Annotated in this window: 21 protein-coding genes; 6 read left to right on the top strand and 15 right to left on the bottom strand. The window is 68.8% G+C overall.

Features of this window, described 5'->3' with window-relative positions; translation table 11 throughout:
* The first annotated feature begins 4 nt into the window (after positions 1 to 4).
* On the top strand, positions 5 to 1,270 hold the full coding sequence (locus tag DIE12_RS02875) for a sugar efflux transporter (RefSeq protein ID WP_124519874.1): 1,266 nt from the start codon (positions 5 to 7) through the stop codon (positions 1,268 to 1,270).
* 171 nt (positions 1,271 to 1,441) lie between these two features.
* Here the strand turns inward: DIE12_RS02875 and DIE12_RS02880 are convergent, their stop codons facing one another.
* The 4 genes from DIE12_RS02880 to DIE12_RS02895 form a co-directional block, all read right to left on the bottom strand.
* Positions 1,442 to 2,608, bottom strand: coding sequence for an arabinogalactan endo-1,4-beta-galactosidase (locus tag DIE12_RS02880; protein ID WP_124519873.1), 1,167 nt, complete (start codon positions 2,606 to 2,608; stop codon positions 1,442 to 1,444).
* 393 nt (positions 2,609 to 3,001) lie between these two features.
* Positions 3,002 to 3,580: a DUF4337 domain-containing protein gene (locus tag DIE12_RS02885; protein WP_124487374.1), complete on the bottom strand. Its 579-nt coding sequence runs from the start codon at positions 3,578 to 3,580 to the stop codon at positions 3,002 to 3,004.
* Positions 3,581 to 3,929: 349 nt separating this feature from the next.
* On the bottom strand, positions 3,930 to 5,018 hold the full coding sequence (locus tag DIE12_RS02890) for an aldose epimerase family protein (protein ID WP_124487288.1): 1,089 nt from the start codon (positions 5,016 to 5,018) through the stop codon (positions 3,930 to 3,932).
* A 27-nt stretch (positions 5,019 to 5,045) separates the two neighbouring features.
* Entirely contained in the window at positions 5,046 to 6,239 is a 1,194-nt protein-coding gene (locus DIE12_RS02895; RefSeq protein ID WP_124519872.1) for a DNA-binding transcriptional regulator, read from the bottom strand.
* A 266-nt stretch (positions 6,240 to 6,505) separates the two neighbouring features.
* Here DIE12_RS02895 and xylA point away from each other — a divergent pair, with 266 nt between their 5' ends.
* The 5 genes from xylA (at position 6,506) to DIE12_RS02920 (ending at position 13,313) form a co-directional block, all read left to right on the top strand.
* Positions 6,506 to 7,828, top strand: coding sequence for a xylose isomerase (gene xylA / locus DIE12_RS02900; RefSeq protein ID WP_124519871.1), 1,323 nt, complete (start codon positions 6,506 to 6,508; stop codon positions 7,826 to 7,828).
* Between the two features lie 4 nt (positions 7,829 to 7,832).
* A complete protein-coding gene (xylB, locus tag DIE12_RS02905; RefSeq protein WP_124519870.1) occupies positions 7,833 to 9,311 on the top strand; it encodes a xylulokinase in 1,479 nt (492 codons plus the stop codon).
* 133 nt (positions 9,312 to 9,444) lie between these two features.
* Positions 9,445 to 10,473 (top strand): D-xylose ABC transporter substrate-binding protein, encoded by a 1,029-nt coding sequence (gene xylF, locus DIE12_RS02910; protein WP_124519869.1) that lies wholly within the window; start codon positions 9,445 to 9,447, stop codon positions 10,471 to 10,473.
* 84 nt (positions 10,474 to 10,557) lie between these two features.
* Complete coding sequence (xylG, locus tag DIE12_RS02915) at positions 10,558 to 12,117, top strand: D-xylose ABC transporter ATP-binding protein (protein WP_124519868.1); 1,560 nt, start codon at positions 10,558 to 10,560, stop codon at positions 12,115 to 12,117.
* Positions 12,114 to 13,313: a sugar ABC transporter permease gene (locus DIE12_RS02920; protein ID WP_124519867.1), complete on the top strand. Its 1,200-nt coding sequence runs from the start codon at positions 12,114 to 12,116 to the stop codon at positions 13,311 to 13,313. Before xylG ends, DIE12_RS02920 begins: the two co-directional genes overlap by 4 nt.
* A gap of 168 nt (positions 13,314 to 13,481) precedes the next feature.
* Here the strand turns inward: DIE12_RS02920 and DIE12_RS37935 are convergent, their stop codons facing one another.
* The 11 genes from DIE12_RS37935 to DIE12_RS02970 all read right to left on the bottom strand — a co-directional run bounded on the left by DIE12_RS37935 (position 13,482) and on the right by DIE12_RS02970 (position 25,355).
* Complete coding sequence (locus DIE12_RS37935; protein WP_185640854.1) at positions 13,482 to 13,652, bottom strand: hypothetical protein; 171 nt, start codon at positions 13,650 to 13,652, stop codon at positions 13,482 to 13,484.
* A gap of 406 nt (positions 13,653 to 14,058) precedes the next feature.
* A complete protein-coding gene (locus DIE12_RS02925; protein WP_185640945.1) occupies positions 14,059 to 14,856 on the bottom strand; it encodes an alpha/beta fold hydrolase in 798 nt (265 codons plus the stop codon).
* Between the two features lie 264 nt (positions 14,857 to 15,120).
* On the bottom strand, positions 15,121 to 15,411 hold the full coding sequence (locus tag DIE12_RS02930; RefSeq protein ID WP_124519866.1) for a hypothetical protein: 291 nt from the start codon (positions 15,409 to 15,411) through the stop codon (positions 15,121 to 15,123).
* A gap of 318 nt (positions 15,412 to 15,729) precedes the next feature.
* Positions 15,730 to 15,888: a hypothetical protein gene (locus DIE12_RS37940; protein ID WP_185640944.1), complete on the bottom strand. Its 159-nt coding sequence runs from the start codon at positions 15,886 to 15,888 to the stop codon at positions 15,730 to 15,732.
* Positions 15,889 to 15,925: 37 nt separating this feature from the next.
* On the bottom strand, positions 15,926 to 17,884 hold the full coding sequence (locus DIE12_RS02940; protein ID WP_124519865.1) for a phosphatase PAP2 family protein: 1,959 nt from the start codon (positions 17,882 to 17,884) through the stop codon (positions 15,926 to 15,928).
* A gap of 239 nt (positions 17,885 to 18,123) precedes the next feature.
* Positions 18,124 to 19,644, bottom strand: a complete 1,521-nt coding sequence (locus tag DIE12_RS02945) for a GGDEF domain-containing protein (RefSeq protein WP_124519864.1) — start codon at positions 19,642 to 19,644, stop codon at positions 18,124 to 18,126.
* A gap of 201 nt (positions 19,645 to 19,845) precedes the next feature.
* Positions 19,846 to 21,318, bottom strand: a complete 1,473-nt coding sequence (locus DIE12_RS02950) for an NAD-dependent succinate-semialdehyde dehydrogenase (RefSeq protein ID WP_124519863.1) — start codon at positions 21,316 to 21,318, stop codon at positions 19,846 to 19,848.
* A 98-nt stretch (positions 21,319 to 21,416) separates the two neighbouring features.
* Complete coding sequence (locus tag DIE12_RS02955) at positions 21,417 to 21,908, bottom strand: Lrp/AsnC family transcriptional regulator (protein WP_006749694.1); 492 nt, start codon at positions 21,906 to 21,908, stop codon at positions 21,417 to 21,419.
* An 86-nt stretch (positions 21,909 to 21,994) separates the two neighbouring features.
* Positions 21,995 to 23,395 carry an aspartate aminotransferase family protein gene (locus DIE12_RS02960; RefSeq protein WP_044844275.1) on the bottom strand — a complete coding sequence of 467 codons (1,401 nt, stop codon included), beginning with the start codon at positions 23,393 to 23,395 and terminating at the stop codon, positions 21,995 to 21,997.
* A gap of 160 nt (positions 23,396 to 23,555) precedes the next feature.
* Positions 23,556 to 24,482, bottom strand: a complete 927-nt coding sequence (locus DIE12_RS02965; protein WP_124519862.1) for a glyoxylate/hydroxypyruvate reductase A — start codon at positions 24,480 to 24,482, stop codon at positions 23,556 to 23,558.
* Between the two features lie 12 nt (positions 24,483 to 24,494).
* Positions 24,495 to 25,355, bottom strand: a complete 861-nt coding sequence (locus DIE12_RS02970) for a GNAT family N-acetyltransferase (protein ID WP_044844273.1) — start codon at positions 25,353 to 25,355, stop codon at positions 24,495 to 24,497.
* Positions 25,356 to 25,466 lie beyond the last annotated feature (111 nt).

Below are 25,466 nucleotides of genomic sequence, written 5' to 3' on the forward strand. Positions count from 1 at the left end.
CGCGATGCAGTCGTTGCGGCCGCTGCGATTGCAGTTCGCGCGCCTCGCCGGGATCGCGCATTTCGTGCCGCTGTCCGCGGCGGCGCTGATGCTCGGCGTCGCGATGTCGTTTACGGCGCCGTACCTGTCGCTGTTCGGCGTGCAGGCGGCAGCAATGTCGCCGTCACTGGCCGGCGTATTCATGACGCTGATTGCGGCGAGCGGTGTCGTCGCCAGCACGTGGGCCGGACGCTGGTCCGATCGCCGCGACCGCCACCGGCCGTTGCTCGTCGTATCGCTCGCCGCTGCCGCGCTCGGCTTCGCGCTGCTGTGCGTGCTGCGCGCGCACGGGCCGGTGATCGCGGCCGGCACGATCCTGCTCGGCGCGGGGGCCGTGTCGTTGTCGCAGATCTTCTCGTTCGCGCGCGCGGTGCTGCCGGTCGATGACGACGCACAGCGCGAGCTCGCGTCGGCCGCGCTGCGCACGATGCTGTCGGTCGCGTGGGTGTTCGGGCCCGCGCTCGGCGCACTGATCCTCGCGCAGACGGGTTTCACCGGGCTCTTTCTCGCGGCTTCGGCGGGCTTCGTCGCGTGCGCGGCGATCGTCGCTCGGATTCCGGAGCCTGCGCGGCGTCCGGCCGCCGTTCACGTGCGCGCGGTCGACCACGCTCCGGCGCCGTCGGGCGATGCTGCGTCGGTCGTCGTCACGCCGCGCGCGCGCGTGCTGCGGACCCTCGTCGCGCTGACGCTAATGGGGCTCGCCGCGAACGCGACGATGATCGTGCTGCCGCTGTACATCGTGCGCGGCCTTGGCGGCACGCCGGCGAACGTGTCGGCTGCGCTGGGCCTGGCCGCGTTGCTCGAGATTCCGATGATGCTGTGGCTCGGCATCCGCTCGACGCGGCTCGACAAGGCACGCTGGCTGACCGCATGCGCGGTCGTGCATGCGGCGTATTTCATCGGGCTCGCGACAGTGACGCGAGTCGACCTGATCCTGCCGCTGCAGTTGTTGAGCGCTTGCGTGGTCGCGATCACGTCGTGCCTCGGGATGACGCGCGTATGCGACCTGATGCCCACGCGCCCCGGCACCGCGACCGCGATGTTCTTCAGCACCGCGCGCGTCGGCTCGATCGCGTCGGGTGTGCTGTCGGGGGCGTGCGTCGACCTGTTCGGCTATCGCGCGACGTTCGCGGGGTGCTGCGGGCTCGCACTCGTGGCGTGCGTGCTGCTCGCGCTGGATGCGCGCGGCGAGCGGGGCGGTGTGAGCGGAACGGCGCAGCGAGCGGTATGAGCGACGCAAGCGACACAAGCGACACAAGCGACACAAGCGACACAAGCGACACAAGCGACACAAGCGACACAAGCGACACAAGCGACACCACACCGCCCGCACGACACCGCTTCAACCTACCGCACTGACGCACGATGCGCCGGTGCGGTGAATCGGCGATGCCGTGAAGCGTCAACGCTTGCGATACGCGTCGAGCGACGCCAGCGCATTGCCGTGGAAGTCGAACAGCGTATTGTTGTCCCACTGATCGCCCGCGCCCAGCTTCCAGCCGACACCCGGCGTCGGGATCCATTCCGGCTCCCACCAGAACACGCCCTTGCCGCGATTGCCCGGCACGCCCTTTACGATATCGACGACCGCCGCGAGGAACTGCGCCTGGCCGGCCGGCGACGGCGGGAACGCGGTCGAGCCGGTGTTCGTCATCGCATTCGGCTCCGAGTCGCCGTCGCTGGTGGTCCACGGATACGCGGTCTCGACGACGATCAGCTCCTTGTCGTAGCGCACGGCGAGATCGTTCGCGTTGGTGCGCAAGTCGTCGAGCGCGCCTTGCCACTGCGGGTAATACGACAGGCCGATCACGTCGAACGCGACACCGCGTTGCGTCGCGCTGTCGAACCACCAGCGGCTTTTCGCGTTGTCGCCGCCGCTGTCGATGTGCAGCATCACCTTGATGCGCGGATCGACGGCCTTCACCGCATCGTGGCCCGTCCTCAGCAGTTGCGCGAGGTTATCCCACTGGTCGTAGCGGCCGAGCGGCCACAGCATGCCGCCCGTGATCTCGTTGCCGATCTGCACCCACTCGGGCCGCACGCCGGCGCGCTGAAGCTGGCGCAGCACGTCGGTCGTATAGGCGGACAGCAGCGCGCACGTATCGGCGAGATTCTTGCCGGCCCATGCATGCGGCGGGTATTGCTTGCCGGGGTCGGCCCACCAGTCGCTGTAGTGGAAGTCGATCAGGATGCGCATGCCGAGCGCGGCCGCGCGCTTCGCGAGCGCCACGACATGGGCCGCGTCGTTGTAGCCTACCGCATCGCTCTGGTTCGCGGGGAAGAAATCCGGATTGCCGGGATCGTTCCATACCTTGATGCGGATCGAATCGACGCCATGCGCATGCAGGATCTTCAGGCAGTCGCGCGGCTGCCCGCGGTCGAAGTACCGTGCACCGTGCGCCTCGAGTTCCGGCAGCGTCGACACGTCGGCGCCCATCGCGAACGGGATACCCGCGCTGCCTGCGGCGCGCGCGACGCCTTGCGCGACGGCCGGCAACGCGCCGGCCAGGTCGACGCATGCGAGCGCCGCGGTCGAGACACTCCAGCGCAACATCGATCGTCTGTTCATCGTCATCCTCCAGTATCGGGCCCGGTCGATCGATCGCAGGATCGCGGGCTTCGTTGGTTTAAGCGCTTAAATTTCAACCTCGAAACGAGGCCGGATCGAGCGTAGCGCAGACGCCGATGCCAACGCAAAGAACGCGTGCGTTGCCTACTATCTGGCGACAGGCGTGGGGACGGAGAGGAGAGACAGGCGGGGCAATCTTGCGCCCGGTGCAGAGTGTGCTTTTTCTCAGGTGCCGTTCGTGGCGAATCCTGAGCCGTCTGACTGCATGAAGCCACGCTGGCCACGGCGATGATCGCCGCGCCGGGAGCACGTTGGGCCCGATGCGCGCGTGGCTTCACGTAGGCAACACGGCGTGGTCGGGATATGACCGGACTGCGACGGCCTCGCCGTCAATCAAACCCCGAAGAAAGCCAACCCCGCGATCACGATGCCAATCGCGGCCACGCCGATCGACAGGCCCTGCATCCATGAACGGCGCGTGAGGATCGTGATCGCCGCCAGCGCGATCGAGATCTGGATGACGGTCGTCGCCTGCGACCACCGATGGTGTCGGTGCATCCGCGCCTCGCTGGCCGCGTTGTTCTTCTCGACTTCCTTTTCGAGCGCCTCGGCTTGCGCCCGGATCGGTTCCTTGTCGGCGCGGTATCGTGCGGCGTCCGCCTCGAACCGCTTTCGCTGCGGCGACGATTCCGGGCTCAACGCCGCGCCGAGTTCGGCGAGGTTCTGCTTGTTGCCCTTCGCCTGATAGTAGGCCCACTGGTTCGCAGCCTCGGTTTTCCGGATCGCGGCGTCATTCTTGTAGAGCAGCGCGAGGCTTTCGTCGGCACCGCTCTGGTAGGCCGATATCGCACCGAAGCAGGCAAGCACGGCCGTCAGCACGGCGATGCGCGACGTACCTTGATCGCCGCCGTGAGCCGCATGATGTTCCACCGCATGGTCGTGAGGGCCATGAACTTCGTATTCTTCAGACATCCGTAAGGAACCCGCAAGAGTTGAATGAAATCCGGCGCCGGCCGACTGCGCACGGACGCTCGATCGCACATGGGAGTCTGACACAGGTTTGCGTGCTGGCGATGCTTTCGCGCGACGCGCCAGCCGGCGAGTCTCGCGCCATGTTCAGCGACGGATCCGGATCCTCTGGGACCGCATCGCGGCGGATAAACGATAAACCTCAGGCGGCCGCTGCCTGGACGGATTCGGTATCCCGGTTGACGTGATTGACCCAGTGGTTTCGGAGGGGGCATGCCGACCGGTGTACATGGCAGTTTGCGGACTGGCGCGTTCGCATGCGACCCGACCCGGCCCGACGTGTCCGCTACCGCTACCCGCGAACGCCGACCCGATACCGCGTCGTCTGGCGATAGGTCCGGCCCGGACGAAGGATGGTTTCGTCGCGCAACGCGTCCATGTTGACCTGGTTCGGAAAGCACCCGGCTTCGACGCACAGCGCCGCGTGCCGCCGGCACGCCACGCCGCCGCTCACGCGCACGCCGTCCAGATAGTTGCCCGTATAGAGCTGCAGCCCGCGCTGGTCCGTCGACACGGCAAGCTCCCGGCCGCTTTCCGGATCGTAGATCGATGCGACGGGCCGCACGCCGCGCCCAGGCTCGCGCAGCACATAACAATGGTCGAAGCCGCGCCCGCGCGTGAGCTGCGCATGCGGCCAGTCGAGGCGCGCGCCGATCGGCGCGCTCTGCCGGAAATCGAACGCGCTACCCGTCACGTCGGCGGTGCCGGTCGGGATCAGCGCATCGTCCACTTCGACGAACGCGTCGGCGTCGATCTGCAGCAGATGGCCGCGCACGTCGCTGCCCGCGCGCCCGCTCAGGTTGAAGTAGCTGTGATTGGTCAGGTTCAGCGGCGTCGGCGCATCGGTCACGCCCGCGTAGTCGATCGTCAGCGTGCCGTCGTCGTCGAGCGTATAACGCACCTGCACCGTCACGTTGCCTGGAAATCCCGCATCGCCTTCCGGCGAATCGAGCCGCAGCGTCAGCCCGCCACGGTCGTCGACCACGTCCCAGCGCGCGCGGTGAAAGCCGCTCGCGCCGCCGTGCAGCAGGTTGCCGTTTTCGTTGCGGTCGAGTGTGTGGTCGACGCCGTCGAGCGCGAAGCGCGCATTCGCGATCCGGTTCGCCCAGCGGCCGACCGTCGCGCCGAGGTAGGCGCCCGATTCGACGTAGTCGGCCGGCGTGTCGTGCGCCAGCACGATATCGGCGAAGCGCCCGGTGCGGTCGGGGGCGAGCCACGACACGACGGTCGCGCCGAGATCGCTGACGACGACGCGCATCCCGTGCGCGTTGCGCAGCGTGTAGCGCCGCACCGGATCGCCGCCGGGCAGCGTGCCCCACGGTTCGGACGGAATGCGGCCCGCGTCGGATGCCGGGCGGGGAGAGTCGGTGTCGATATGCATGAGTGGGTTCGCTCGTGAGCGGTGAATTCAGTGGGCGGGCGCGGTGCGCTCCTGGTATTCGCGCGGGGTGCAGCCGAGTTCGCGGCGGAATACCGCGTACATGTATTGCAACGACGTGAAGCCGCAGCGGATCGCGACTTCCGCGCTCGACGCGTTGCGGCTCGCGAGCAGCGCCTGCGCGGCCTCGAGCTTGTGACGCAGGATTTCCTGGTGCACGGTGCGCTGCAGTTCGCGCCGGAAGTGCTCTTCGAGCAGCGAGCGCGACACGCCGACATAGTCGGCGACCTGTTCGGTCTTGATCCCCTGGCACGCGTACTGCCGGATGAAATGCCGCGCGCGCATCACGTGCGGGCTCGCGAGCGGCTGGTGGCGTGTCGATTCGAGCACGTTGATGCCGACCGGCGGCACGAGGATGCGCTGTCCGGGAAAACGCGCGCCGCGCAGCATCCGGTGCAGCAGGTGCGCGGCGGTGCGGCCCATTTCCTCGGTGCCCTGGATCACCGACGACAGCGGAATGCGCGTCAGCGTGCGCGTGAGCGGATCGTTGTCGATGCCGATGATCGCGACCTGTTCCGGCACCGCGATGCCGGCGAGCAGGCACGCCTGCAGCAGATGCCGCGCGCGCGCATCGGTGACCGCGATCACGCCGACCGGCTTCGGCAGCGCATGCAGCCAGCCGATCAGCTGCTCGATCGCGTGATTCCAGCCCGACGCGCTCGTCGACAGGCCGCGGTAGATCGGCGCGTCGAGCCCGTCGGCGCGCGCGAGGCGATCGAACGCGAGCTCGCGCTGCTGCGCCCAGCGGTTCTCCTGCGCGACCGGCAGGCTGTACATCGCGAAATGCGCGAGCCCCGCGCCGATCAGGTGCGTATAGGCGAGCGACACGAGCTTCGGGTTGTCGGTCGCAATATATGGGACGCCGTGCGGATACTGCGCGGGATCCTCGTACGACGAGCCGACCGCGACGATCGGCAGCGGCGAGCCGGCGAGCGCGTCGGCGACTGCCGGATCGTCGAAGTCCGCGATGAGGCCGTCGCCGTCGAAGCGTTCGATGCCGGCGAGCCGGCAGCGGAAGTCGTCCTCGAGGAACAGGTCCCACACGACGCGCGTCGTGTGCAGGTACTGGCCGATGCCGCTGATGATCTCGCGGTCGTAGACCTTGTTCGCGTTGAACAGCAGCGCGATGCGGTGCGGTGTCTGGGCGGAAGAGGCGCGGGTCATGTCGGTCTCGGGGCGGGCGCCGCTCGGGCGTCTTGCCGTTGTCTCCGGGGCGCGCGGACGGTGCCGCGCGATGCTCTGGTGTCCGGCGATTGTAGGCCGGAACGCGCACCGCGCGCAGCGGCTGGCAAGAAACGTTAAGCATGCTGCGCAATTTCGCAATTGCCGGCCGGCAGGCGCGCGGGCACGATCCAGCCAACCGGATTCGGCCGCGTCCGTCGTCGTCACGACGCGCGTTGCGCCGCAACAAGACCCTGCACGGAGACGCCATGTCGTATTTCGAACACATTCCCGCGATTCGCTACGAAGGCCCGCAGTCGGACAACCCGCTGGCTTACCACCATTACGACCCCGAGAAGCGCGTGCTCGGCAAGACGCTCGCCGAGCATCTGCGGATTGCCGTCTGCTACTGGCATACGTTCGTGTGGCCGGGGCACGACATCTTCGGGCAGGGCGCGTTCCAGCGGCCGTGGCAGCAGCCGGGCGACGCGCTCGAACGTGCGCGCATGAAGGCGGACGCGGCATTCGAGTTCTTCACGAAGCTCGGCACGCCTTTCTATACGTTCCACGACACCGACGTCGCGCCGGAAGGCGACACCCTGCGCGAATACGCGGCCAACTTCGCGCGGATGGTCGACTATCTCGGCGAGCGCCAGCAGGCGAGCGGCGTGCGGCTGCTGTGGGGCACCGCGAACCTGTTCTCGCACCCGCGCTTCGCGGCGGGCGCCGCGACGAACCCGAACCCGGACGTATTCGCGTGGGCCGCGACCCAGGTGTGCCATGCGCTCGACGCGACGCACCGGCTCGGCGGCGAGAACTACGTGCTGTGGGGCGGCCGGGAAGGCTACGAGACGCTGCTCAATACCGACCTGAAGCGCGAGCGCGAGCAGTTCGCGCGCTTCCTGTCGATGGTGGTCGAGCACAAGCACCGGATCGGCTTCACGGGCGCGCTGCTGATCGAGCCGAAGCCGCAGGAGCCGACCAAGCACCAGTACGACTACGACGTCGCGACCGTGCACGGCTTTCTCGTGCAGTATGGACTGCAGAACGAGATCCGCGTGAACATCGAGGCGAACCACGCGACGCTCGCCGGTCATTCGTTCCATCATGAGATCGCGAATGCGTTCGCGCTCGGCGTGTTCGGCAGCGTCGACGCGAACCGCGGCGATCCGCAGAACGGCTGGGACACCGACCAGTTCCCGAACAGCGTCGAGGAGCTGACGCTCGCGTTCTACGAGATCCTGCGCCACGGCGGCTTCACGACCGGCGGGATGAACTTCGACGCGAAGGTGCGGCGCCAGAGCGTCGATCCGGAAGACCTGTTCTACGGCCATGTCGGCGCGATCGACGTGCTCGCGCTCGCGCTCGAGCGCGCGGCGGTGCTGGTCGAGAACGACCGGCTCGACGCGCTGCGCCGGCAGCGCTACGCGCAGTGGGACGACGCGTTCGGCCGCAAGATCCTGTCGGGCGGTTACACGCTGCAGTCGCTCGCGGACGACGCGCTCGCGCGCGGCGTGGACCCGCGGCACGCGAGCGGCGCGCAGGAGCGGCTCGAGAACATCGTGAACCAGGCCATCTACGGGCTGCGCTGACGCCATGTATCTCGGACTCGATCTCGGCACGTCGGGCGTGAAGGCGGTGCTGCTCGACCGCGACGGTGCGGTGCGGGCGAGCGCGAGCCACCCGTTGACGGTGAGCCGGCCGCGGCCGCGCTGGTCGGAACAGGCGCCGCACGACTGGTGGGACGCCGCCTGCGGCGCGCTCGCCGCGGTCGTCGCCGACGCCCGCGCGGGCGGCATCGATCCGCGCGGCATCGCCGCACTCGGGCTCACTGGCCAGATGCACGGCGCGACGCTGCTCGACGCGCATGGCGACGTACTGCGCCCCGCGATCCTGTGGAACGACGGCCGCGCCGATGCGGAGTGCGCGGAACTCGAGCGGCTCGCGCCCGCGCTGCGCACGGTGGCAGGCAACGTCGCGATGCCGGGCTTCACCGCACCGAAGCTGATGTGGGTGCGCCGGCACGAGCCCGATGTGTTCGCACGCATCGCGCACGTGCTGCTGCCGAAGGATTATCTGCGCTACCGGCTGACCGGTGCGTTCGCAACCGATCCGTCGGATGCCGCCGGCACGCTGTGGCTCGACGTCGCGAAGCGCGACTACGACGACACGCTGCTCGGCGCGTGCGGGCTGTCGCGTGCGCAGATGCCGGCGGTGTTCGAGGGCAACCGCGTGACGGGCACGCTGCTGCCGGCCGTCGCGCGCGCACTCGGGCTGCGCGAGATCCCGGTGGTGGCCGGCGGCGGCGACAACGCGGCCGGCGCGGTCGGCGTGGGGATCGTGCGGCCCGGCGATGCACTGCTGTCGCTCGGCACGTCGGGCGTGTATTTCGCGGTGTCGGACGGGTTTCGCGCCAACCCCGAATCGGCGGTGCACAGCTTCTGTCATGCGCTGCCCGATACGTGGCACCTGATGTCGGTGATGCTGAACGCGGCCGGCTGCATCGACTTCACCGCGCAACTGACCGGTTACGACGGCGTCGCGGCGCTGCTCGCCGATGCCGAGGCGAACGCGCGCGCGAGCCGCCCGTGGTTCCTGCCTTACCTGAGCGGCGAGCGCACGCCGCACAACGACGTGAATGCGAAGGGCGTCTTTTACGGGCTGACACCCGATACACGGCGCGCGGATCTCGCGAACGCGACGCTCGAAGGCGTCGGCTTCGCGCTGCTCGACGGCATCGACGCGCTGCATGCGGCCGGGCTCGAGCCCGCCGGCATCACGGTGATCGGCGGCGGCTCGCGCAGTGCTTACTGGACGCAGATGCTCGCCGACCTGAGCGGACGGGCGCTGACGCTGCGCGCGGGTGGCGAGGTCGGTCCGGCGCTCGGTGCCGCGCGCCTTGCTCGCCTCGCGCTCGAACCGGATACGCCGCTCGGCGACGTGTGCCCGCAACCGCCGGTCGTCGCGGTGCGCGAGCCCGATCTCGCGCGGCACGCGTGGTATCGCGACATGCGGCGGCCGACGTTTCGTGGGCTTTATCGCGCGCTCGAACCGGTGTTCGCGACGGGTGCGTGACGCGCGGATGGCGAGCGCGGTTCGCATCGCACGATGCCGCGCGTTGCGAGGACTCGATGCGGGCGGCGCATGGCTGCGCCGGCCCGATGTTCGTGAGGTTGTTCGACAAGTTCGATAACAAGGAGTGGAGACAATGAAATCCGTGACGCGTCGTACCGTATTGAGTTCGCTTGCCGGCGCCGCTGCGCTGGCGATGTTCGCGCTGGGCGCGCCGCTCGCGCATGCGAGCAAGGACAAGCCCGAGATCGGCTTCTGCATCGACGACCTGCGCGTCGAGCGCTGGTCGCGCGATCGCGACTATTTCGTCGCGGCCGCGACGAAGCTCGGCGCCAAGGTATCCGTACAGTCGGCCGACGCGAGCGAGGCGCGGCAGATCTCGCAGATCGAGAACCTGATCTCGCGCGGCGTCGACGTGATCGTGATCGTGCCGTTCAATTCGAAGACGCTCGGCAACGTCGTCGCCGAAGCGCGCAAGGCCGGCATCAAGGTCGTGTCGTACGACCGCCTGATCCTCGACGCGGACGTCGACGCGTACATCTCGTTCGACAACCAGAAGGTCGGCGAACTGCAGGCGCAGGGCGTGTTCGACGCGAAGCCGAAGGGCAATTATTTCCTGCTCGGCGGCGCGCCGACCGACAACAACGCGAAGATGCTGCGTGAGGGCCAGCTGAAGGTGCTGAAGCCGGCGATCGACCGCGGCGACATCAAGGTCGTCGGCCAGCAGTGGGTGCCGGAGTGGAGCGCATCGACCGCGCTGCGGATCGTCGAGGATGCGCTGACCGCGAACAACAACAAGATCGATGCGATCGTCGCGTCGAACGACGGCACCGCGGGTGGCGCGATCCAGGCGCTCGCCGCGCAGCATCTGGCCGGCAAGGTGCCCGTGTCCGGGCAGGATGCGGACCTCGCGGCCGTCAAGCGCGTGATCGCCGGCACGCAGACGATGACCGTCTACAAGCCGCTGAAGCTGATCGCGAGCGAAGCCGCGAAGCTCGCGGTCGATCTCGCGAAGGGTACGAAGCCCGCGTTCAACGCGCAATACGACAACGGCAAGATGAAGGTCGACACGGTGCTGCTGCAGCCGACGCTCCTGACCAGGCGCAACGTCGACGTCGTCGTGAAGGACGGCTTCTACACCCAGGCCCAGCTCGCGAGCCAGTAACCGCTCGATGGGCATGATGCACGCGGCCGGCGAGGTGCGGCCGCACATGGTCCGGCCGCGTGCGCACTGCGAGGCAATGAACGTATGACCGAACCCTTGCTGACGATGCGCGGCATCGTCAAGGCATTCGACGGCGTGAAGGCGCTCGACGGCATCGACCTGACCGTGCGCCCCGGCGAGTGCGTTGGCCTGTGCGGCGAGAACGGCGCCGGCAAGTCGACGCTGATGAAAGTGCTGTCGGGCGTCTACCCGCACGGCACGTGGGACGGCGAGATCCGCTGGGAAGGCGCGCCGCTCGTTGCGTCCGGCGTGCGTGACACCGAACGCGCGGGCATCGTGATCATCCACCAGGAACTGATGCTGGTGCCCGAGCTGTCGGTCGCCGAGAACATCTTCCTCGGCAACGAGATCACGCTGCCCGGCGGGCGCATGCACTATGCGGAGATGGTGCGGCGTTCGGAAGCGCTGCTGCGCGAACTGCGGATCGACGCGATCAACGTCGCGCAGCCGGTGATGAACTACGGCGGCGGCCATCAGCAGCTGATCGAGATCGCGAAGGCGCTGAACAAGCGCGCGAAGCTGCTGATCCTCGACGAGCCGTCGTCGTCGCTGAGTGCCGCCGAGACGCGCATCCTGCTCGACATCGTGCGCGACCTGAAGCGCCGCGGCGTCGCGTGCGTATACATCTCGCACAAGCTCGACGAAGTCGACGCAGTGTGCGACACGGTGACCGTGATCCGCGACGGCCGCCATGTCGCGACCGAGCCGATGCGTGCGCTGACCACCGACCGGATCATCGCGATGATGGTAGGCCGCGAGATCCGCAACCTGTATCCGCGCGAGCCGCACGAGATCGGCGACGTCGTGCTGGAGGCACGCAACGTGACCTGTCACGACGTGGCGAACCCGCGCCGCAAGCGCGTGGACGACGTGTCGTTCAGCGTGCGGCGCGGCGAGATCCTCGGCGTCGCCGGGCTCGTCGGCGCGGGTCGCACCGAGTTGATGCAGGCGATCTTCGGCGCGTATCCGGGGGCGAGCACGGCGACCGTGCGGATGAACGGCCAGCCGCTCGCGATCCGCTCGCCGGCCGATGCGATCCGCGCGGGCATCGCGATGGTGCCGGAGGATCGCAAGCGCCACGGGATCGTGCCGCAACTCGGTGTCGGCCACAACATCACGCTGTCGGTGCTGCGCCGTTTCGCCGCGCGCGGGCGGATCGACGCGGCCGCCGAGCTCGATGCGATCCGCACCGAGATGCAGCGGCTGTCGGTGCGCGCGGCACACCCGTTCCTGCCGATCGCGAGCCTGTCCGGCGGCAACCAGCAGAAGGCCGTGCTCGCGCGGATGCTGCTGGCCGACCCGCAGGTGCTGATCCTCGACGAACCGACGCGCGGCGTCGACGTCGGCGCGAAGGCCGAGATCTACCGGCTGATCTTCGCGCTCGCGAAACGCGGCGTCGCGCTGATCGTCGTGTCGTCGGAGCTGCCGGAAGTACTCGGGCTCGCCGATCGTGTGCTGGTGATCGGCGAAGGCGAGCTGCGCGGCGATTTCGTCAACGACGGTCTCACGCAGGAACAGATCCTCGGCGCCGCGCTGAAGCCCGCGCGGCAGCCGTCCGAACCCATTGCAGCGAGTGCGTCATGAATACCGAACTTTCTTCTTCCCCCGCCGTGCCGCCGGGCGCCGACGCGCGTCGCACGCACGGCCATCCGCTGCGCCAGGTGTTCGTGCGCTACAAGGTCCTCGCGCTGCTGTTCGCGGTCGCGGCGATCTGGGTGTTCTTCTCGGTGCTGACCGACGGCGCGTTCGTCACGCCGCGCAACGTGTCGAACCTGCTGCGGCAGATGTCGATCACCGGGATGCTCGCGTGCGGCATGGTGTTCGTGATCATCGCGGGCGAGATCGACCTGTCGGTCGGCTCGCTGCTCGGGCTGCTCGGCGGTGTCGCGGCGATCCTCGACGTCAATCGGCACTGGCCGGTCGCCGTGACGGTGCCGGCGGTGCTCGCGCTCGGCGTGCTGGTCGGGCTGTTCAACGGCTGGTGGTCGACCTACCGGCGCGTGCCGTCGTTCATCGTCGGGCTGGGCGGGATGCTCGCGTTCCGCGGGATCCTGCTCGGCGTGATGGGCGGCTCGACGATCGCGCCGGTGTCCGACGGCTTCGTGTTCATCGGCCAGGGCTATCTGCCGCGCGCGGCCGGCGACGGCCTCGCGGTGCTGCTGTTCGCGCTCGTCGCGCTGCTGGTGCTGCGGCAGCGCGCCACGCGGCACCGCTACCGGCTCGCCGTCGCGCCGCTGTGGCAGGACGTCGCGAAGGTCGTCGGCGCCGGGGCCGTGCTGTTCGCGTTCGTCGCGACGCTCGACCGCTACGGCGGCATCCCGGTGCCGGTGCTGCTGCTGCTCGCGCTGCTCGGCGCGTTCTCGTGGATCGCGACGCAGACCGTGTTCGGCCGGCGCATCTATGCAGTGGGTTCGAACCTGGAGGCGACGCGGCTGTCGGGCGTCGACACCGATCGCGTGAAGCTCGCGATCTTCGCGCTGATGGGGCTGATGTGCGCGTTCGCGGGCATCGTCAACACCGCGCGGCTCGCGGCCGGCTCGCCGTCGGCCGGCACGATGGGCGAGCTCGACGCGATCGCCGCATGCTTCATCGGCGGCACGTCGATGCGCGGCGGGTCGGGCACCGTCTACGGCGCGCTGATCGGCGCGCTCGTGATGGCGAGCCTCGACAACGGGATGTCGATGCTCGACGTCGACGCGTACTGGCAGATGATCGTCAAGGGCGCGGTGCTGGTGCTGGCCGTGTGGATCGACGTGGTGTCGCGCTCGAACCGGCGCTGAGGCGGCGTTCTACCGCGCCTGCGCCTCGATGAAATCGACGCACGCCCGCGGCGGCGCCGGCACGACGCGCCGCCTCGGGTAGTACGGATAACCCGCGCGGGCGTCCGGCGACGGGCCGTTGACCTGCGCGACGCCTGAATGCAGCGAAATCCGGCGCCCGTTCCGCGACTACGTGCGGTCGCGATGGCGCGCGCGCGTCGCGCCCGTGATCACCGCGATGCCGAACAGAATGACGGCGACGATCTCGATGATGTGCTGCGACACATGCAGCGTCATCAGGCCCCATGCCACGCCGGCGATGAAAACGATCCATCCGAGCAGGTAGATAAGCAGGGTCATCACTTTTCTCCTGTAATTGTGGGTCATGACGCCGGTTGCCTGCGTTGCAACATTTGCCGGGCAACCGGCAATCCGGGATGTGCGCATATTTCGTACCCGGTGCGGCCGCGTCGTGCCCGGGCCGCGGGCGAGGCTGCCTGCGCAGCGGTCGCGTCGCGTGATGACGTTGCCGCGACGTCGGCCGGCGCCAGCCGGATTCGGCGCTCATGCATGCGATCCTCGACGTCGTTCTGGCCCGCGCGGCGGACATGGAAGGCGACGAAACGGGAAGTCCGAGGCGCCTTTTTTGAAAATCCGGTGAGGGGCCAACGGCAATTTGCGCACACGCCTGTCCACGGGGCAGTGGCACAGCGTCCCGGATCTCACCGGATCGATCGTGCGCAGCCGTCTACGTCGGACACGAACATCAGGATCGCGCGGCGAGCCAGTTCCGAACGAGTCGCGCAACCTGCTTCCGGCGCTCGATCATCACCATGTGCCCTTCGCCTGGCAGCGCATGATGGGTCACCGACGGCACCCACGCGGAAGTTTCGAGCGCCGCGTCGGCGAAGATCGGGTCGTCGGCGCCGCCGACGATCAACGTATCCGCGCGGATCCGCCGCGGCCACGGCGAATCGTCGCGCGCATCGTCACGCAAGGCGCGCAGGGTGCGGACAATGACGTGTCGTTCGTTGACCGATGACGCGACGTGGCGGCGTCGACTGAACAGCGCCGCGCGCAGGAGCATGTTGCGCCAGCTGGCGCGGAAGCATCCGGACATCGTTTCGAGCAGGCGGACGAAATCGGAGCGGGTCGTATGCACGATTTGCTGCTCGATGAGCCGGCAGCCGTTCGGGGCGAGGCGATGCGCGCTCGAAACCAGCCCGAGTCGCGAGACGCGTTCCGGGTGGGCGGCCGCGAGGCGCGCCGCCACGACGCCGCCGAACGAGATGCCGATGAGCGTCGTGCACTGCCAATGCGCGGCGATGCCGCGCGCGAGATGCTCGACGATGTCGGCGATCCGGTATTGCGCACCGGGCTTGTCAGGATACCCGAGCAGGACGAATGGCGTGTCGGGCGGCAAGATGCCGGCGACGCGGAGCAGGTCGCGCCGCAGCCGGCGCGAAGTCGTCTTCGAGACGAAGGCTTGTCCGCCGTTCAGTACGATGACCGCGGGCGGTTCGCTACCCACCTGTGCGGCCAGGATGCCGCCGTCCAGCTGCATCGTTCGAACGCGGCGAGCACCGATCCGGAACGCGGTCGATTCGTCCGGTATGCGGTTCATGCGCTACCTCCTGATGAAAAGGTGCCGGCATCAACGCCGGGCAAGCGTGCCGACGGTTAATGGCTTATAGGCTCCGTCGGCAATTCAAAATATGACGGATGTCCGTCGTACGCACTGAAACAGAAAATGCCCGATGCGGCGCAGCGGGCGTTCTGGCGTCCGGCTACCGTCGACCTGTTCCTTGGCTTGATAACGGACTATTGATCAAAGACCGCGCTTTAAACGCCCTGCATAATCACTGGCTGCTTCATTCAGCGAATAGCAGGTGTCGATTGTCGCGATCAGTTCCTCCACGAACCACGGAAGGACGAGCGTCGTTTCTGCGCTCGACAAACCGACTTTCACGCGCTGCGAAGCGTAATCCGGTTGAGGTAGCGTCACGGGCAGAGCGCCATTGGATTGCGGCGTGTCAACCGCAATGGCTTGCGCGTTCGAAAGCTGCGCATTTATCAAAAGCGCAAATGCGATGATTGCGCGTCGGACAGGTTTCTTCATTTTTCGCCATTCCTTGCGAGAAAATATGAATCGGAAAAGCAGGGAAATGATCCTAGCGAATCTGCTGCGCGAAAAGTATGTGAAATTTGTCATTATCTGTGCGAAAGCTCATGCTGAGTGTCCGCGTGGACACATGCACTCGGACCCAGACGACCGAGAAACGAGACCTTCGAAGCAGAACGGCGGTTGGCCGCCGACGGGAAACCGAATCGAACTGGAACGCGTAGGCGATCGACGCAAACAGGCTACGCGGTGCGCCCGGCGTGACCCACGGGCCGTCGCAGGAGCTGACGGATATGGCGCGATCGAACAGGTCGTTCAGCGCGCGCGCTCGAATGGGTAATGAAGCGTCGCGTCCGCACCGATGTCCGACGTGAACGACGGTGCGAACGGATCGCGTTTGCCCGGCACCGTATCGCGGACGCTGCCGTTGTTCCCGGTCATCGCGACGAAGCGGTACCCGCCGACGCCGCCCACGGGCGGCGCCGTCGCAAGGATCGATGGCCCATGCCGGTTACGATGCCGACAACCTGACCGACACCCCCGTCGCCGTATAAACCGGCGTCGCCTTGAACCCGTCGACCGTCACCGTCGAGAACTTCGCGGAAGCCGCCGCGCCGTCGATCAGCGCGATCGTGTCGCCGGCCTTCGGCGCATAGCCGTTCACGAACTTCACGTGCAGCGTGCCGCCGGCGATGGTGAGCGGGCCGCCCACGCGCAGGCGTCCGCCGCCGTTGCCGTCGATGTCGAGTTCGAGCGTCGTGTTGTCGAGCTGGGTGTAGCGCGTCGCGATCGTGACGGGTGCGCTTGCCGCGATCTTCACGCTGCCGCCGGCGCCGACGTACACGTCGCCGGTGCCGAACGCGCTTGCCGATGCCGCGGCGAGCGTGCCGCCGCTGACCTGCGTGCCGCCCGTATAGCGGTTGTCGCCCGCCAGCGTCAGCGTGCCGGTGCCTTGCAGCGTCAGCTTGCCCGCGCCCGCGATGTCGTTGCGCCACTGGTCGGCCGCATTGAGCCCGCCCTGCGACGCATCCATCGACACGATCACGTTGCCGTTGAACGCGCCGTAGCCGTCGCCCGCGGCGAACAGGTTCAGGCGGCCCCAGCCTTCCGCATCGTCCATCACCGGATAGCCGGACTGCACTTCGGTGGTCTTCAGCACGACGCGCCGCTGGTCGGCGCTCAGGTAGGGAAAGCGCGTCTGCAGCAGAACCTCCGCGCCCTTCGGCACGACGGCCGGTGCATCGGTCGATTCGATCGCGCCGAAGCCGAACGTCATGCGGCGCGTGAAAGCGGCCTTGTTGGTCGCGTAATCGGCGAAGCGGTCGGTGGCCGTCGTGCCCGAATGCGCGAACGCGGCGAAGGTCGCGCCGGTCGTCCCCGTGAGTTGCTGAAGCGCCTGGTGAGCCTGACCGTACGCGGCCTGCGCGTCGCTCGCGTACGCGGTGAGGTTCGCCGCGCTGATGGCCAGCGCGAGCATGCGGCCGCCGATCACGTCGAGCGGCGAGTGCATGCCGGCGAGGATCCGGTTCTCGCCCAGTTCGAGGCCGCGGCTGACCATCTCCTGGAAGCGCTCCGGCACGAGCCACGCCATCGTCATCGCGTCGCGCATCGCTTCGGCCGTGTGGCCGCTGATGAAGCCGCCGTCGGTCGCGGGCGTCGTGCTTTCCGCCGGCACGAGCGTCGGCGCGACGACCACGCTCGCGCTCCAGCGGTACGGCCGTGCGTACTTGTAGAAGCGCTTCGACGGTTCGGTCGACGCGTTGTTGCCCATTTCGTTGAGCAGGTCGACGACTTTCCCGAAGTTCGCGTTGGCGCTGCTGCCGACGCCGACGTTGTTGCCGCTGTCGTTGTACAGCACCGTGGTGGCGTCGGCGGGCACGCTGGTGATGCTGGTCGTCTGCTGTGCGGCCGTGCGCCACGCGTCGGTGAGCGGGCCCATGCCGTCGGTCACGCTGTAGCCCTTGCCGCGCCGGTCGTCGAAGTAGGCGGCATCGGCCTGCTGTTGCGTGCGCGCGGTCGTTGCGTTGACCACGTATTGAACATTGGCCGCGAGCACCGTGTCGTTCAGGATCGTGCCGCACGGCGCGCCGCTGCCGGGCAGGCCCGAGCAGGTCGACGGCGAGATCGCCGGAAACGCGCCGTTCGCGGCCGCGGTCACGCCCGCGTCGACGAGCATCGTCGACGGCTGCCACAGGTCGAGGAAGCGGCTCACCACGCGTACCGCGGCGTTGGTCGACAGCGTCGCATAGCGCGCGTCGCCGCGCTGGTTGGTCGCGATGTTGTCGACGAAGGCCGGCACGCTCGGCACGGGCGCGCTGTCGACGAAGCCGGGGTCGGCCGGCGGCGCCGGCATGGCCGCGCTGGTCGGGGTGGTCGACGCGACATCGTCGCCGCCGCCGCACGCGGCGAGAACGATCGCACTCGACAGCGCTGCGACGTGCAGCGGGAAACGGCTTCGTGACGCAAACATGCAAAACTCCATCCGGTGTGTTGAAGATGGCGGATTGTCGTGGGCGATCGTGACGCAGCCGTTAAGGATTTGTTGCGGGGCGCGGTCGAAGCGCGCGAATGCTCACTATTTGGTGAATTCGTGATACTGAACGTGATGGACGAGGCGAGCGGGCCATCGGCGGCGCATCGCAACGCGCCGGCCATGCGTGCGTCCGGCCGGACTGGTGTTCCCCGGAACGACGACGATAACCGGCGCGATCACGCCGCCTCGGCGGCCGAATCCGCGTCGGCGCGGCACACGCGGTTTCTGCCGTGCCGCTTGGCCGCATAGAGCGCGAGGTCCGCCTGATGCGACAGCGCATGCACGGTCCGCGGGTGCGCGCGATGGCCGGTCGCGCAGCCGATGCTGACCGTGAACGGCGGAATCGTTGCATCGAAGCCGTCGAGCCGGCTGTGTTCGACGGCGCACCGGATCGCTTCCGCGACTTCCGCGGCGCCGCTTTCGTCCGTATCGGGCAGCACCGCGACGAATTCCTCGCCGCCGTAGCGTGCAGCGATGTCGCCGCGCCGCCGCACGTTCGCGCGGATGCATTCGGCGAGAAAGCGCAGCGCCGTGTCGCCTTGCGCATGGCCGTAGCGGTCGTTGTATTGCTTGAAGTGGTCGGCGTCGATGAACAGCACCGACAGGCTGCCGCCGCTGCCGCGCTGCAGCCGCTCCCATTCGTCGGCGAGCGCCGCATCGAGCGCGCGCCGGTTGTGCAGGCCCGTCAGCGGATCGGTGCGCGTCTGGTCGGTGAGCAGCGTCTGCTTGCGCAGGTTGTCGCGCAGCGCGAACGCGAGCAGCCACACCACCGCGCAGAACAGCGCGCCGATGACGGACGCCGACACGCCGACCGTCCACGTCAGGCGCGTGATGCCGGCCAGCACGTCGCCCTCGGCCGGGGCCACGACCGCGATCAACGGCGTGCCGGGCACGTGCTGGTACGTATAGAGCCGCGCGACGCCGTCGATGCTCGAGCGCGCCGCATAGAAGCCCGAGTCGCGGCTCAGCATCTGCACGAACGACTTCGTGCGGCGCAGCCGGCTGATCTGCTGATCGCTCAACGGCGGGTTTCTCGCGAGGATCGTGCCGTCCGCGCGCAGGATCGCGCTGACGCCGTGCGGTCCGACGTTCAGGCGCGACAGCAGGTGATCGAAGTAGGCGAGGTCGATCGCGACCACCACGATTCCGTCGAACGAGTGATCCGGCCGTTCGATGCGCCGCGACAGCGCGATGGATCTCGTGCCGCCGCGCGAACGCGCGCTATACGCCTCGGACACGTAGAGGCCGACGTTGTGCGCATCGCGATGGACCTTGAAGTAGTCGCGATCGCTGAAATCCCAGTTGTGGTGCGGGCCGCAGCATCCGTCGATCTGCCGGCCGTCGCGGTTCGTCACGCCCATGCCGGTCATGTATTGCGCGGTCGTGCGCTCGAACAGCACGTCGTGACGCAGCCCGGTGTCGATGCGCGCGACCGCGGGGTTGCGGAGGTTGGCGGCGAGTGCGACGAGCGCATTGTTGGACGTTTCGACGGTGCGCCCGATCTCGCTGACCAGGACGGCGGCGACGTTGCGCGACGTCTCGTGCGCATGTTCGACCACTTCGCTGCGTGCGGCCCACAGCGTGGCCGCGCTGATGCCGAGCGCCGCCAGCGACATCAGCGTGCCCAGCACGCCGACGATCAAGTAATTGCGGCCGGCCCAGTCGGCAATTTTCTCGATCGAAGTGGGTGCAGGCATGGCTGGCGCTCGTGCGGGAAGCTCGCTGCATCTGCAGCGGCGCGGGTCAAATCCGGGTTAACGGCAAGTATGCCCGGAAATCGAGGCCGATTCGCGCCGCGATCGCCGCACCCGGCGCCGCAAACGTGTGCGGCAGCGGCGCACCGCGCAACGGGCATGCAGCCGCGGCGACGCCGGGCGGCTGCACGCGCCGGCGCGGGATCAGTCGAGCCCGCCCTGGCACAGGTACTTGATCGACAGGTAGTCGTCGAGGCCGTAGCGCGAACCTTCGCGGCCGTAGCCCGATTCCTTCACGCCGCCGAACGGTGCGGCCTCGCTCGCGAGCGCGCCTTCGTTGATCCCGACGATGCCGGTTTCGAGCCGCGCCGACACGCGCGCGATGCGCCGCACGTCCTGCGTGTAGAAATACGCGGCAAGCCCGAACGGCGTGTCGTTCGCGGCATCGACGGCCTCGTCCTCGGTATCGAACCGGAACAGCGCGGCGACCGGGCCGAAGGTTTCCTCGCAGGTCAGCTGCATGTCGGCGGTGGCGTCGGCGAGCACCGTCGGCGCGTAGTAGTGCGGCCCGAGTTCGGTCAGGCGCGTGCCGCCCGTCAGCACGCGCGCGCCGCGCTCGATCGCGTCGCCGACATGGCGCGCGATCTTGTCGACCGCGCGCGCGTTGATCATCGGGCCGATCTGTGCGGCCGGGTCGGTTGCAGGCGCAACCTTCAGCGCGGCAACGCGCGCGGCGAGCTTCGCGGCGAAGGCCTCGTAGGCGCCGGCCTGCACGTACACGCGGTTCGGCGACACGCAGGTCTGGCCGCCGTTGCGGAACTTGGCGGCCATCAGCCCGTCGACCGCGGCGTCGAGCTCGGCATCGTCGAACACGATGAACGGCGCATTGCCGCCGAGCTCCAGCGACAGCTTCTTCAGCGTCGCGGCCGACTCGCGCGCGAGCAGCTTGCCGACGGGCGTCGAGCCGGTGAACGTGATCTTGCGCACGCGGCCGTCGGCGAGCCAGTCGGCCACCGCGTCGATGCCGCGTTCTCGCGACGCGGCGATCAGGTTCAGCACGCCGGGCGGCACGCCGGCTTCCTGCGCGAGGAAGGCCAGCGCGAGCGCGGTGAGCGGCGTGTCCTCCGCCGGCTTCGCGACGACCGTGCAGCCGGCCGCGAGCGCGGGCGCGATCTTGCGCGCGATCATCGCGAGCGGGAAATTCCACGGCGTGATCGCGGCGACGATGCCGATCGGCTCCTTCACCGCACTCAACCGCTTGCCGCGCTGCTGCTGCGGAATCAGGTCGCCATACGTGCGCGTCGCTTCCTCGGCGAACCACTGCACGTACGACGCGCCATAGGCGACTTCGCCGCGCGCTTCGGCGAGCGGCTTGCCCTGTTCGCGCGACATCAGCTTCGCGAGATCGTCGGTGTGCGCGACGATCGCCGCGTGCCACGCACGCAGGATCGCGGCGCGTTCGCGCGCGGGCGTCGCGCGCCAGCCGGGCAGCGCGCGTGCGGCCGCGTCGGTCGCGGCGCGCGCGTCGGCGGCGCCGCTGTCGGGTGCGTGGGCAACGAGGTCGAGCGTCGCCGGATCGGTGACGTCGAAGCGACGACCGTCGAGCGCGTCGCGCCAGGCGCCGTCGATCAGGTTGGCGGTGCGAACGAGTTCGGTGCGGGACAGCGTAAGCGGCATGACAGGTCCTTGGGTGAGGCGGTTCGGCGGCGACGCCGGCGCGCGACGACCCCGCGCGGACAGCGGGCTGCCGCGTTCAAGGGTGCCGCGTGCCGCGGTCAGTGCCGTTCGCCGAACAGCGATTCGAGCGGGTAGTGCCGTTTGACGAACGGCGACTTGATGATCACGTAACTGAAATACTTCTCGATGCCGATGTTCTGCTCGAGCAGCCCTTCGACGATCGTCTGGTAATGGCTCACGCTGCGCGTGATGAACTTCAGCAGATAGTCGTAGCCGCCGCTCGCGAGGTGGCATTCGACGATCTCGTCGACGTTGCGGATCGCCGCGACGAAGCGGTCGAAGTCCTCGCGCCGGTGGTCGGCCAGCGTGACCTCGGTGAACACGACCTGCACGTCGCCGAGCTTCTCGAGCTGGATGTGCGCGCCGTAGCCGCCGATGTAGCCGGCCTTCTCGAGCCGCTTCACGCGGATCAGGCACGGGCTCGGCGACAGCCCGACCGCATCGGCCAGCTCGACGTTGGTCATGCGGCCGCGCTTCTGCAACTGGGAGAGGATGCGCAGGTCGATGCGATCCAGCTTGCTGTCCGTCATGGTTACGTGAGAGGGGAAAAAATGGAATGTCCGGTTACTTTAGAGTCGAACGATGGCCGCCACAAGCCCGGCTTTCCCTCGGCCCGTCAGGCCGGCTGCGCGTGCGCGACGTCGAGCGCGCGCTGCACGCCCGGGTCGGCCAGCACGTCGTCGAGCGTCTTGCGCACGCGTTCGAACATCAGGTCGAACTCGCCCGCGGTGAAGCTCAGCGCCGGCGCGAAACCGAGCACGCCGTCGCCGAACGCGCGAAACACCACGCCGTTCGCGTACGCGGCCGCCGCGATCTTGTCCGGCACGTTCAGCGCCGGGTCGAAGCGCGTCTTGTGCGCCTTGTCGGCCACCAGCTCGAGCGCGCCGAGCAGGCCGGCCGAACGCGCGTCGCCGACGAGCGGATGCGCGCGCAGCGCATCGAGCCCCGCCGCGAAGCGCGGCGCCAGCGCCTGGCCGTTCGCGAGCAGCCCGCCTTCGTGATAGAGCTTCAGCACCTCGAGGCCGATCGCCGCGCTGACCGGATGCGCGGAATACGTATGCCCGTGACCGACCGCGGCCGACTCCGCGCGGCTGCCCGCGATGCCTTCGTAGATTTCGTCGGACATCAGCACCGCGCCCATCGGCGCGTAGCCGGCGGTCAGGCCCTTCGCGACGGTCATCAGGTCCGGGTCGACCTGTTCGGTCTCGCACGCGAACAGCGGGCCCGTGCGGCCGAAGCCGGTGATCACCTCGTCGGCGACGAACAGGATGCCGAGGCGCCGGCACGCGTCGCGCATTGCCTTCAGCCAGCCGGCCGGCGGCACGATCACGCCGCCGGAACCCTGCACCGGTTCGCAGAAGAACGCGGCGACGTTGTCCGCGCCGAGTTCGGCGACTTTCGCTTCCAGCGCGGCGACCGACGCGGCGATCAGCGCCTGCGGATCGTCGCCGAGCGGATGGCGGTACGGGTAGGGCGACGGGATGTGGTGTTGGTCCGCGCGCGGCAGGTCGAAATGACGGTGGAACGCCGGCAGCGCGGTCAGGCCGGCGCCGATCGACGACGAGCCGTGATAGCCGCGTTCGAGCGCGATCATGTGCTTCTTCGACGGGCGGCCGGTCGCGTTGAAATAGTGCGTGATGAAGCGCACCGCGGAGTCGACCGCGTCCGAGCCGCCGAGCGTGAAGTACACGCGGTTCAGCGAAGGCGGCGCGAGCGCGGCGAGCCGCTCGGCAAGCTCGATCGCCGGTTGCGAGCCGAAATGGAAATAGCCGGTCGCGTAGGGCAGCTTCGCCATCTGGTCGGCGGCGGCCTTCACGATGCTGTCGCGGCCGTAGCCGACGTTCACGCACCACAGGCCCGAGAACGCATCGAGCAGCGTATGGCCGTCGGCGTCGCGCAGGAACACGCCGCTCGCGGAGTCGAGCACGGTGACGCCGCGCGCCTCGTGCACGCGGTAGTTGACGACGGGGTGGATCAGGTGTTGACGATCGGCTTCGATCAGCGCGGCTTGGTTCATGGCGGGGAGGGACTCTCGTCGGGTGTCAGCGTGAGTTCATGCTACCGGGCGAGAAATCCGCACGTGTCTTCAATTTGCGCCCTGAAACGTATGAAAACGGTGTTTGCACGGGACGCTTCGGCATTTTCTGCTGCGCGCCCCGCCGGGCCGGGCGCGCGCGTCAGTAGCCGCGCGCGCGATCGACGACGCCGATCATCGGCTGGCCCGCGCGGTGGCGCGCGAGGTTCGCGAGCACGGCGTCGACCGCGGTATCGGGCCGCGTCGCGCTCGCGATGTGCGGCGTGATCCGGATACGCGCGTGCGTCCAGAACGGGTGGCCGGCCGGCAACGGCTCGGGGTCCGTCACGTCGAGGATCGCGCTGTCGAGCCGGCCGCTCGCGAGCGCCGCGAGCAACGCGGCCTCGTCGAGCTGCGGGCCGCGCCCGACCTGCACGAGCGACGCGCCGGCCGGCAGCGCGTCGAACACGCGTGCGCCGAGCAGCTCGCGCGTGCCGTCGGTGAGCGGGAGCAGGCAGATCAGGATGTCGGTGCGGGCGAGGAACGCGTCGAGTGCCGCGTCGCCCGCGTAGCAGTCGATGCCGTCGAGCGTGCGCGGCGTGCGGCTCCAGCCGGCGCACGGGAAGCCGAAGCGCCGCAGCGTGTCGAGCACGGCCTGGCCGAGCGTGCCGAGCCCGAGCACGCCGACGCGCCGCGACGCGGCCGCGCGCACCGGCCGCTCGCGCCACACCTGCGCGCGCTGCTGCGCCGCGTAGTCGAACAGGTCGCGGTGGATCGTCAGCACCGCCTGCGTTACGTACTCGACCATCCCTTCGACGATGCCCGGCTCGATCATCCGCACGACCGGGATGCGCGCGGGCACGCGCGACAGGTCGAACTGGTCGATGCCGGCGCCGACGGAGAACACGACCTCGAGATTCGGCAGCAGCGCGGCCGGATCGTCGGGCGGCTGCCAGGCGGCGAGATAGCGGACGGTTTCAGGGTCGCCGAGGTCCGGCCAGATCCGGAACGGGAGGTCGGGCGCCTGTTGCGCGAAGCGCTGCGCCCATTGCGCGCCGCGCACCGGGTCGGCCTTGTAGAGAAAGCTCATCGCGCGTGCCGCTCAGCCGAGCGCCTGGTTCACGATCGCGAACGTGCGCAGCGCCGGGTCGCGCGCGGGCGCCGCGCCGCGCGCCATCGCGACGACCGTGTCGACGCGCGGCAGCCCGAGCCCCTGCAGCCAGTCCGACAGCCCGCTGTCGCCCGGCACGTCGAGCCGCACGAACATCCCTTCGTGCAGCGCGAGCCAGTGGCTGATCAGCGCCTGCGCGCGCAGCGCGTCGGGCGCGACCACCGGGCCGATCACATGGCCGCGGCCGAAGCGGCGGAACAGCGCGAAGCCGAGCAGTTCGCCGTCGCGATCGAGCGCGATCCCGTTCGCGACGCCGAGCAGCGCATCGATCACCGCGTCGCGCGGATAGCCTGCCGCGCGCGAGGCGAGCGCCGCGAGGCGCGGGCCGTCGTTGGTGCCGAGCGGGCGCAGGCGCTCGCCCGGCGGCAGCGAGATCAGCGGCGGCTGGAACGCGGCGCCCTGGTGCTGGTCGATCGTGCCGATCGCCTCGAAGCCGAATTTCACGTAGAGCGGTTCGCCGGACGGCGTCGCATGCAGGAAGATCGTGCGTGCGCCGAGGCTGTCGACGACGCGCGCGAGCAGTTCTCGGCCGATGCCGCGGCTCTGGCGCTCGGGCGACACGATCACCATGCCGAGCGATGCGTGCGCGTCGCCGAATCGCCAGCCGAGCGCGGTGCCGACGATGCCGCCTTCGTCTTCGGCGACGAAGCCGTGGCCGAGCTGGAGCGCGAAGCGCCAGTCGTCGAGACGGTGCGGCCACTTGACCGCTTCCGACAGACGATGCGCGGCGGGCAGGTCGGTGTCGGTAAACGGACGATAGATGAGCGTGCTGGAAGGGTTGAGATCGGACACGCCGGACTCCGGATGGGTAGGAATGACATATCGACTCTGCCAGCGACATCGCGGCGCGGATAGGACGATTCGCCTGTTTTCCGGCGACGGCGGGCGGCCGGGCGAGATCGA

Source organism: Burkholderia sp. Bp9015, from assembly GCF_003853505.1.
GTDB lineage: Bacteria > Pseudomonadota > Gammaproteobacteria > Burkholderiales > Burkholderiaceae > Burkholderia.

Bases quoted from the DNA above. Each gene is read 5' to 3' on its own strand.
- DIE12_RS02875 (WP_124519874.1), top strand. From the start codon at position 5: ATGCAGTCGTTGCGGCCGCTGCGATTGCAGTTCGCGCGCCTCGCCGGG.
- DIE12_RS02880 (WP_124519873.1), bottom strand. From the start codon at position 2,608: ATGAACAGACGATCGATGTTGCGCTGGAGTGTCTCGACCGCGGCGCTC.
- DIE12_RS02885 (WP_124487374.1), bottom strand. From the start codon at position 3,580: ATGTCTGAAGAATACGAAGTTCATGGCCCTCACGACCATGCGGTGGAA.
- DIE12_RS02890 (WP_124487288.1), bottom strand. From the start codon at position 5,018: ATGCATATCGACACCGACTCTCCCCGCCCGGCATCCGACGCGGGCCGC.
- DIE12_RS02895 (WP_124519872.1), bottom strand. From the start codon at position 6,239: ATGACCCGCGCCTCTTCCGCCCAGACACCGCACCGCATCGCGCTGCTG.
- xylA (WP_124519871.1), top strand. From the start codon at position 6,506: ATGTCGTATTTCGAACACATTCCCGCGATTCGCTACGAAGGCCCGCAG.
- xylB (WP_124519870.1), top strand. From the start codon at position 7,833: ATGTATCTCGGACTCGATCTCGGCACGTCGGGCGTGAAGGCGGTGCTG.
- xylF (WP_124519869.1), top strand. From the start codon at position 9,445: ATGAAATCCGTGACGCGTCGTACCGTATTGAGTTCGCTTGCCGGCGCC.
- xylG (WP_124519868.1), top strand. From the start codon at position 10,558: ATGACCGAACCCTTGCTGACGATGCGCGGCATCGTCAAGGCATTCGAC.
- DIE12_RS02920 (WP_124519867.1), top strand. From the start codon at position 12,114: ATGAATACCGAACTTTCTTCTTCCCCCGCCGTGCCGCCGGGCGCCGAC.
- DIE12_RS37935 (WP_185640854.1), bottom strand. From the start codon at position 13,652: ATGACCCTGCTTATCTACCTGCTCGGATGGATCGTTTTCATCGCCGGC.
- DIE12_RS02925 (WP_185640945.1), bottom strand. From the start codon at position 14,856: ATGCAGCTGGACGGCGGCATCCTGGCCGCACAGGTGGGTAGCGAACCG.
- DIE12_RS02930 (WP_124519866.1), bottom strand. From the start codon at position 15,411: ATGAAGAAACCTGTCCGACGCGCAATCATCGCATTTGCGCTTTTGATA.
- DIE12_RS02940 (WP_124519865.1), bottom strand. From the start codon at position 17,884: ATGTTTGCGTCACGAAGCCGTTTCCCGCTGCACGTCGCAGCGCTGTCG.
- DIE12_RS02945 (WP_124519864.1), bottom strand. From the start codon at position 19,644: ATGCCTGCACCCACTTCGATCGAGAAAATTGCCGACTGGGCCGGCCGC.
- DIE12_RS02950 (WP_124519863.1), bottom strand. From the start codon at position 21,318: ATGCCGCTTACGCTGTCCCGCACCGAACTCGTTCGCACCGCCAACCTG.
- DIE12_RS02955 (WP_006749694.1), bottom strand. From the start codon at position 21,908: ATGACGGACAGCAAGCTGGATCGCATCGACCTGCGCATCCTCTCCCAG.
- DIE12_RS02960 (WP_044844275.1), bottom strand. From the start codon at position 23,395: ATGAACCAAGCCGCGCTGATCGAAGCCGATCGTCAACACCTGATCCAC.
- DIE12_RS02965 (WP_124519862.1), bottom strand. From the start codon at position 24,482: ATGAGCTTTCTCTACAAGGCCGACCCGGTGCGCGGCGCGCAATGGGCG.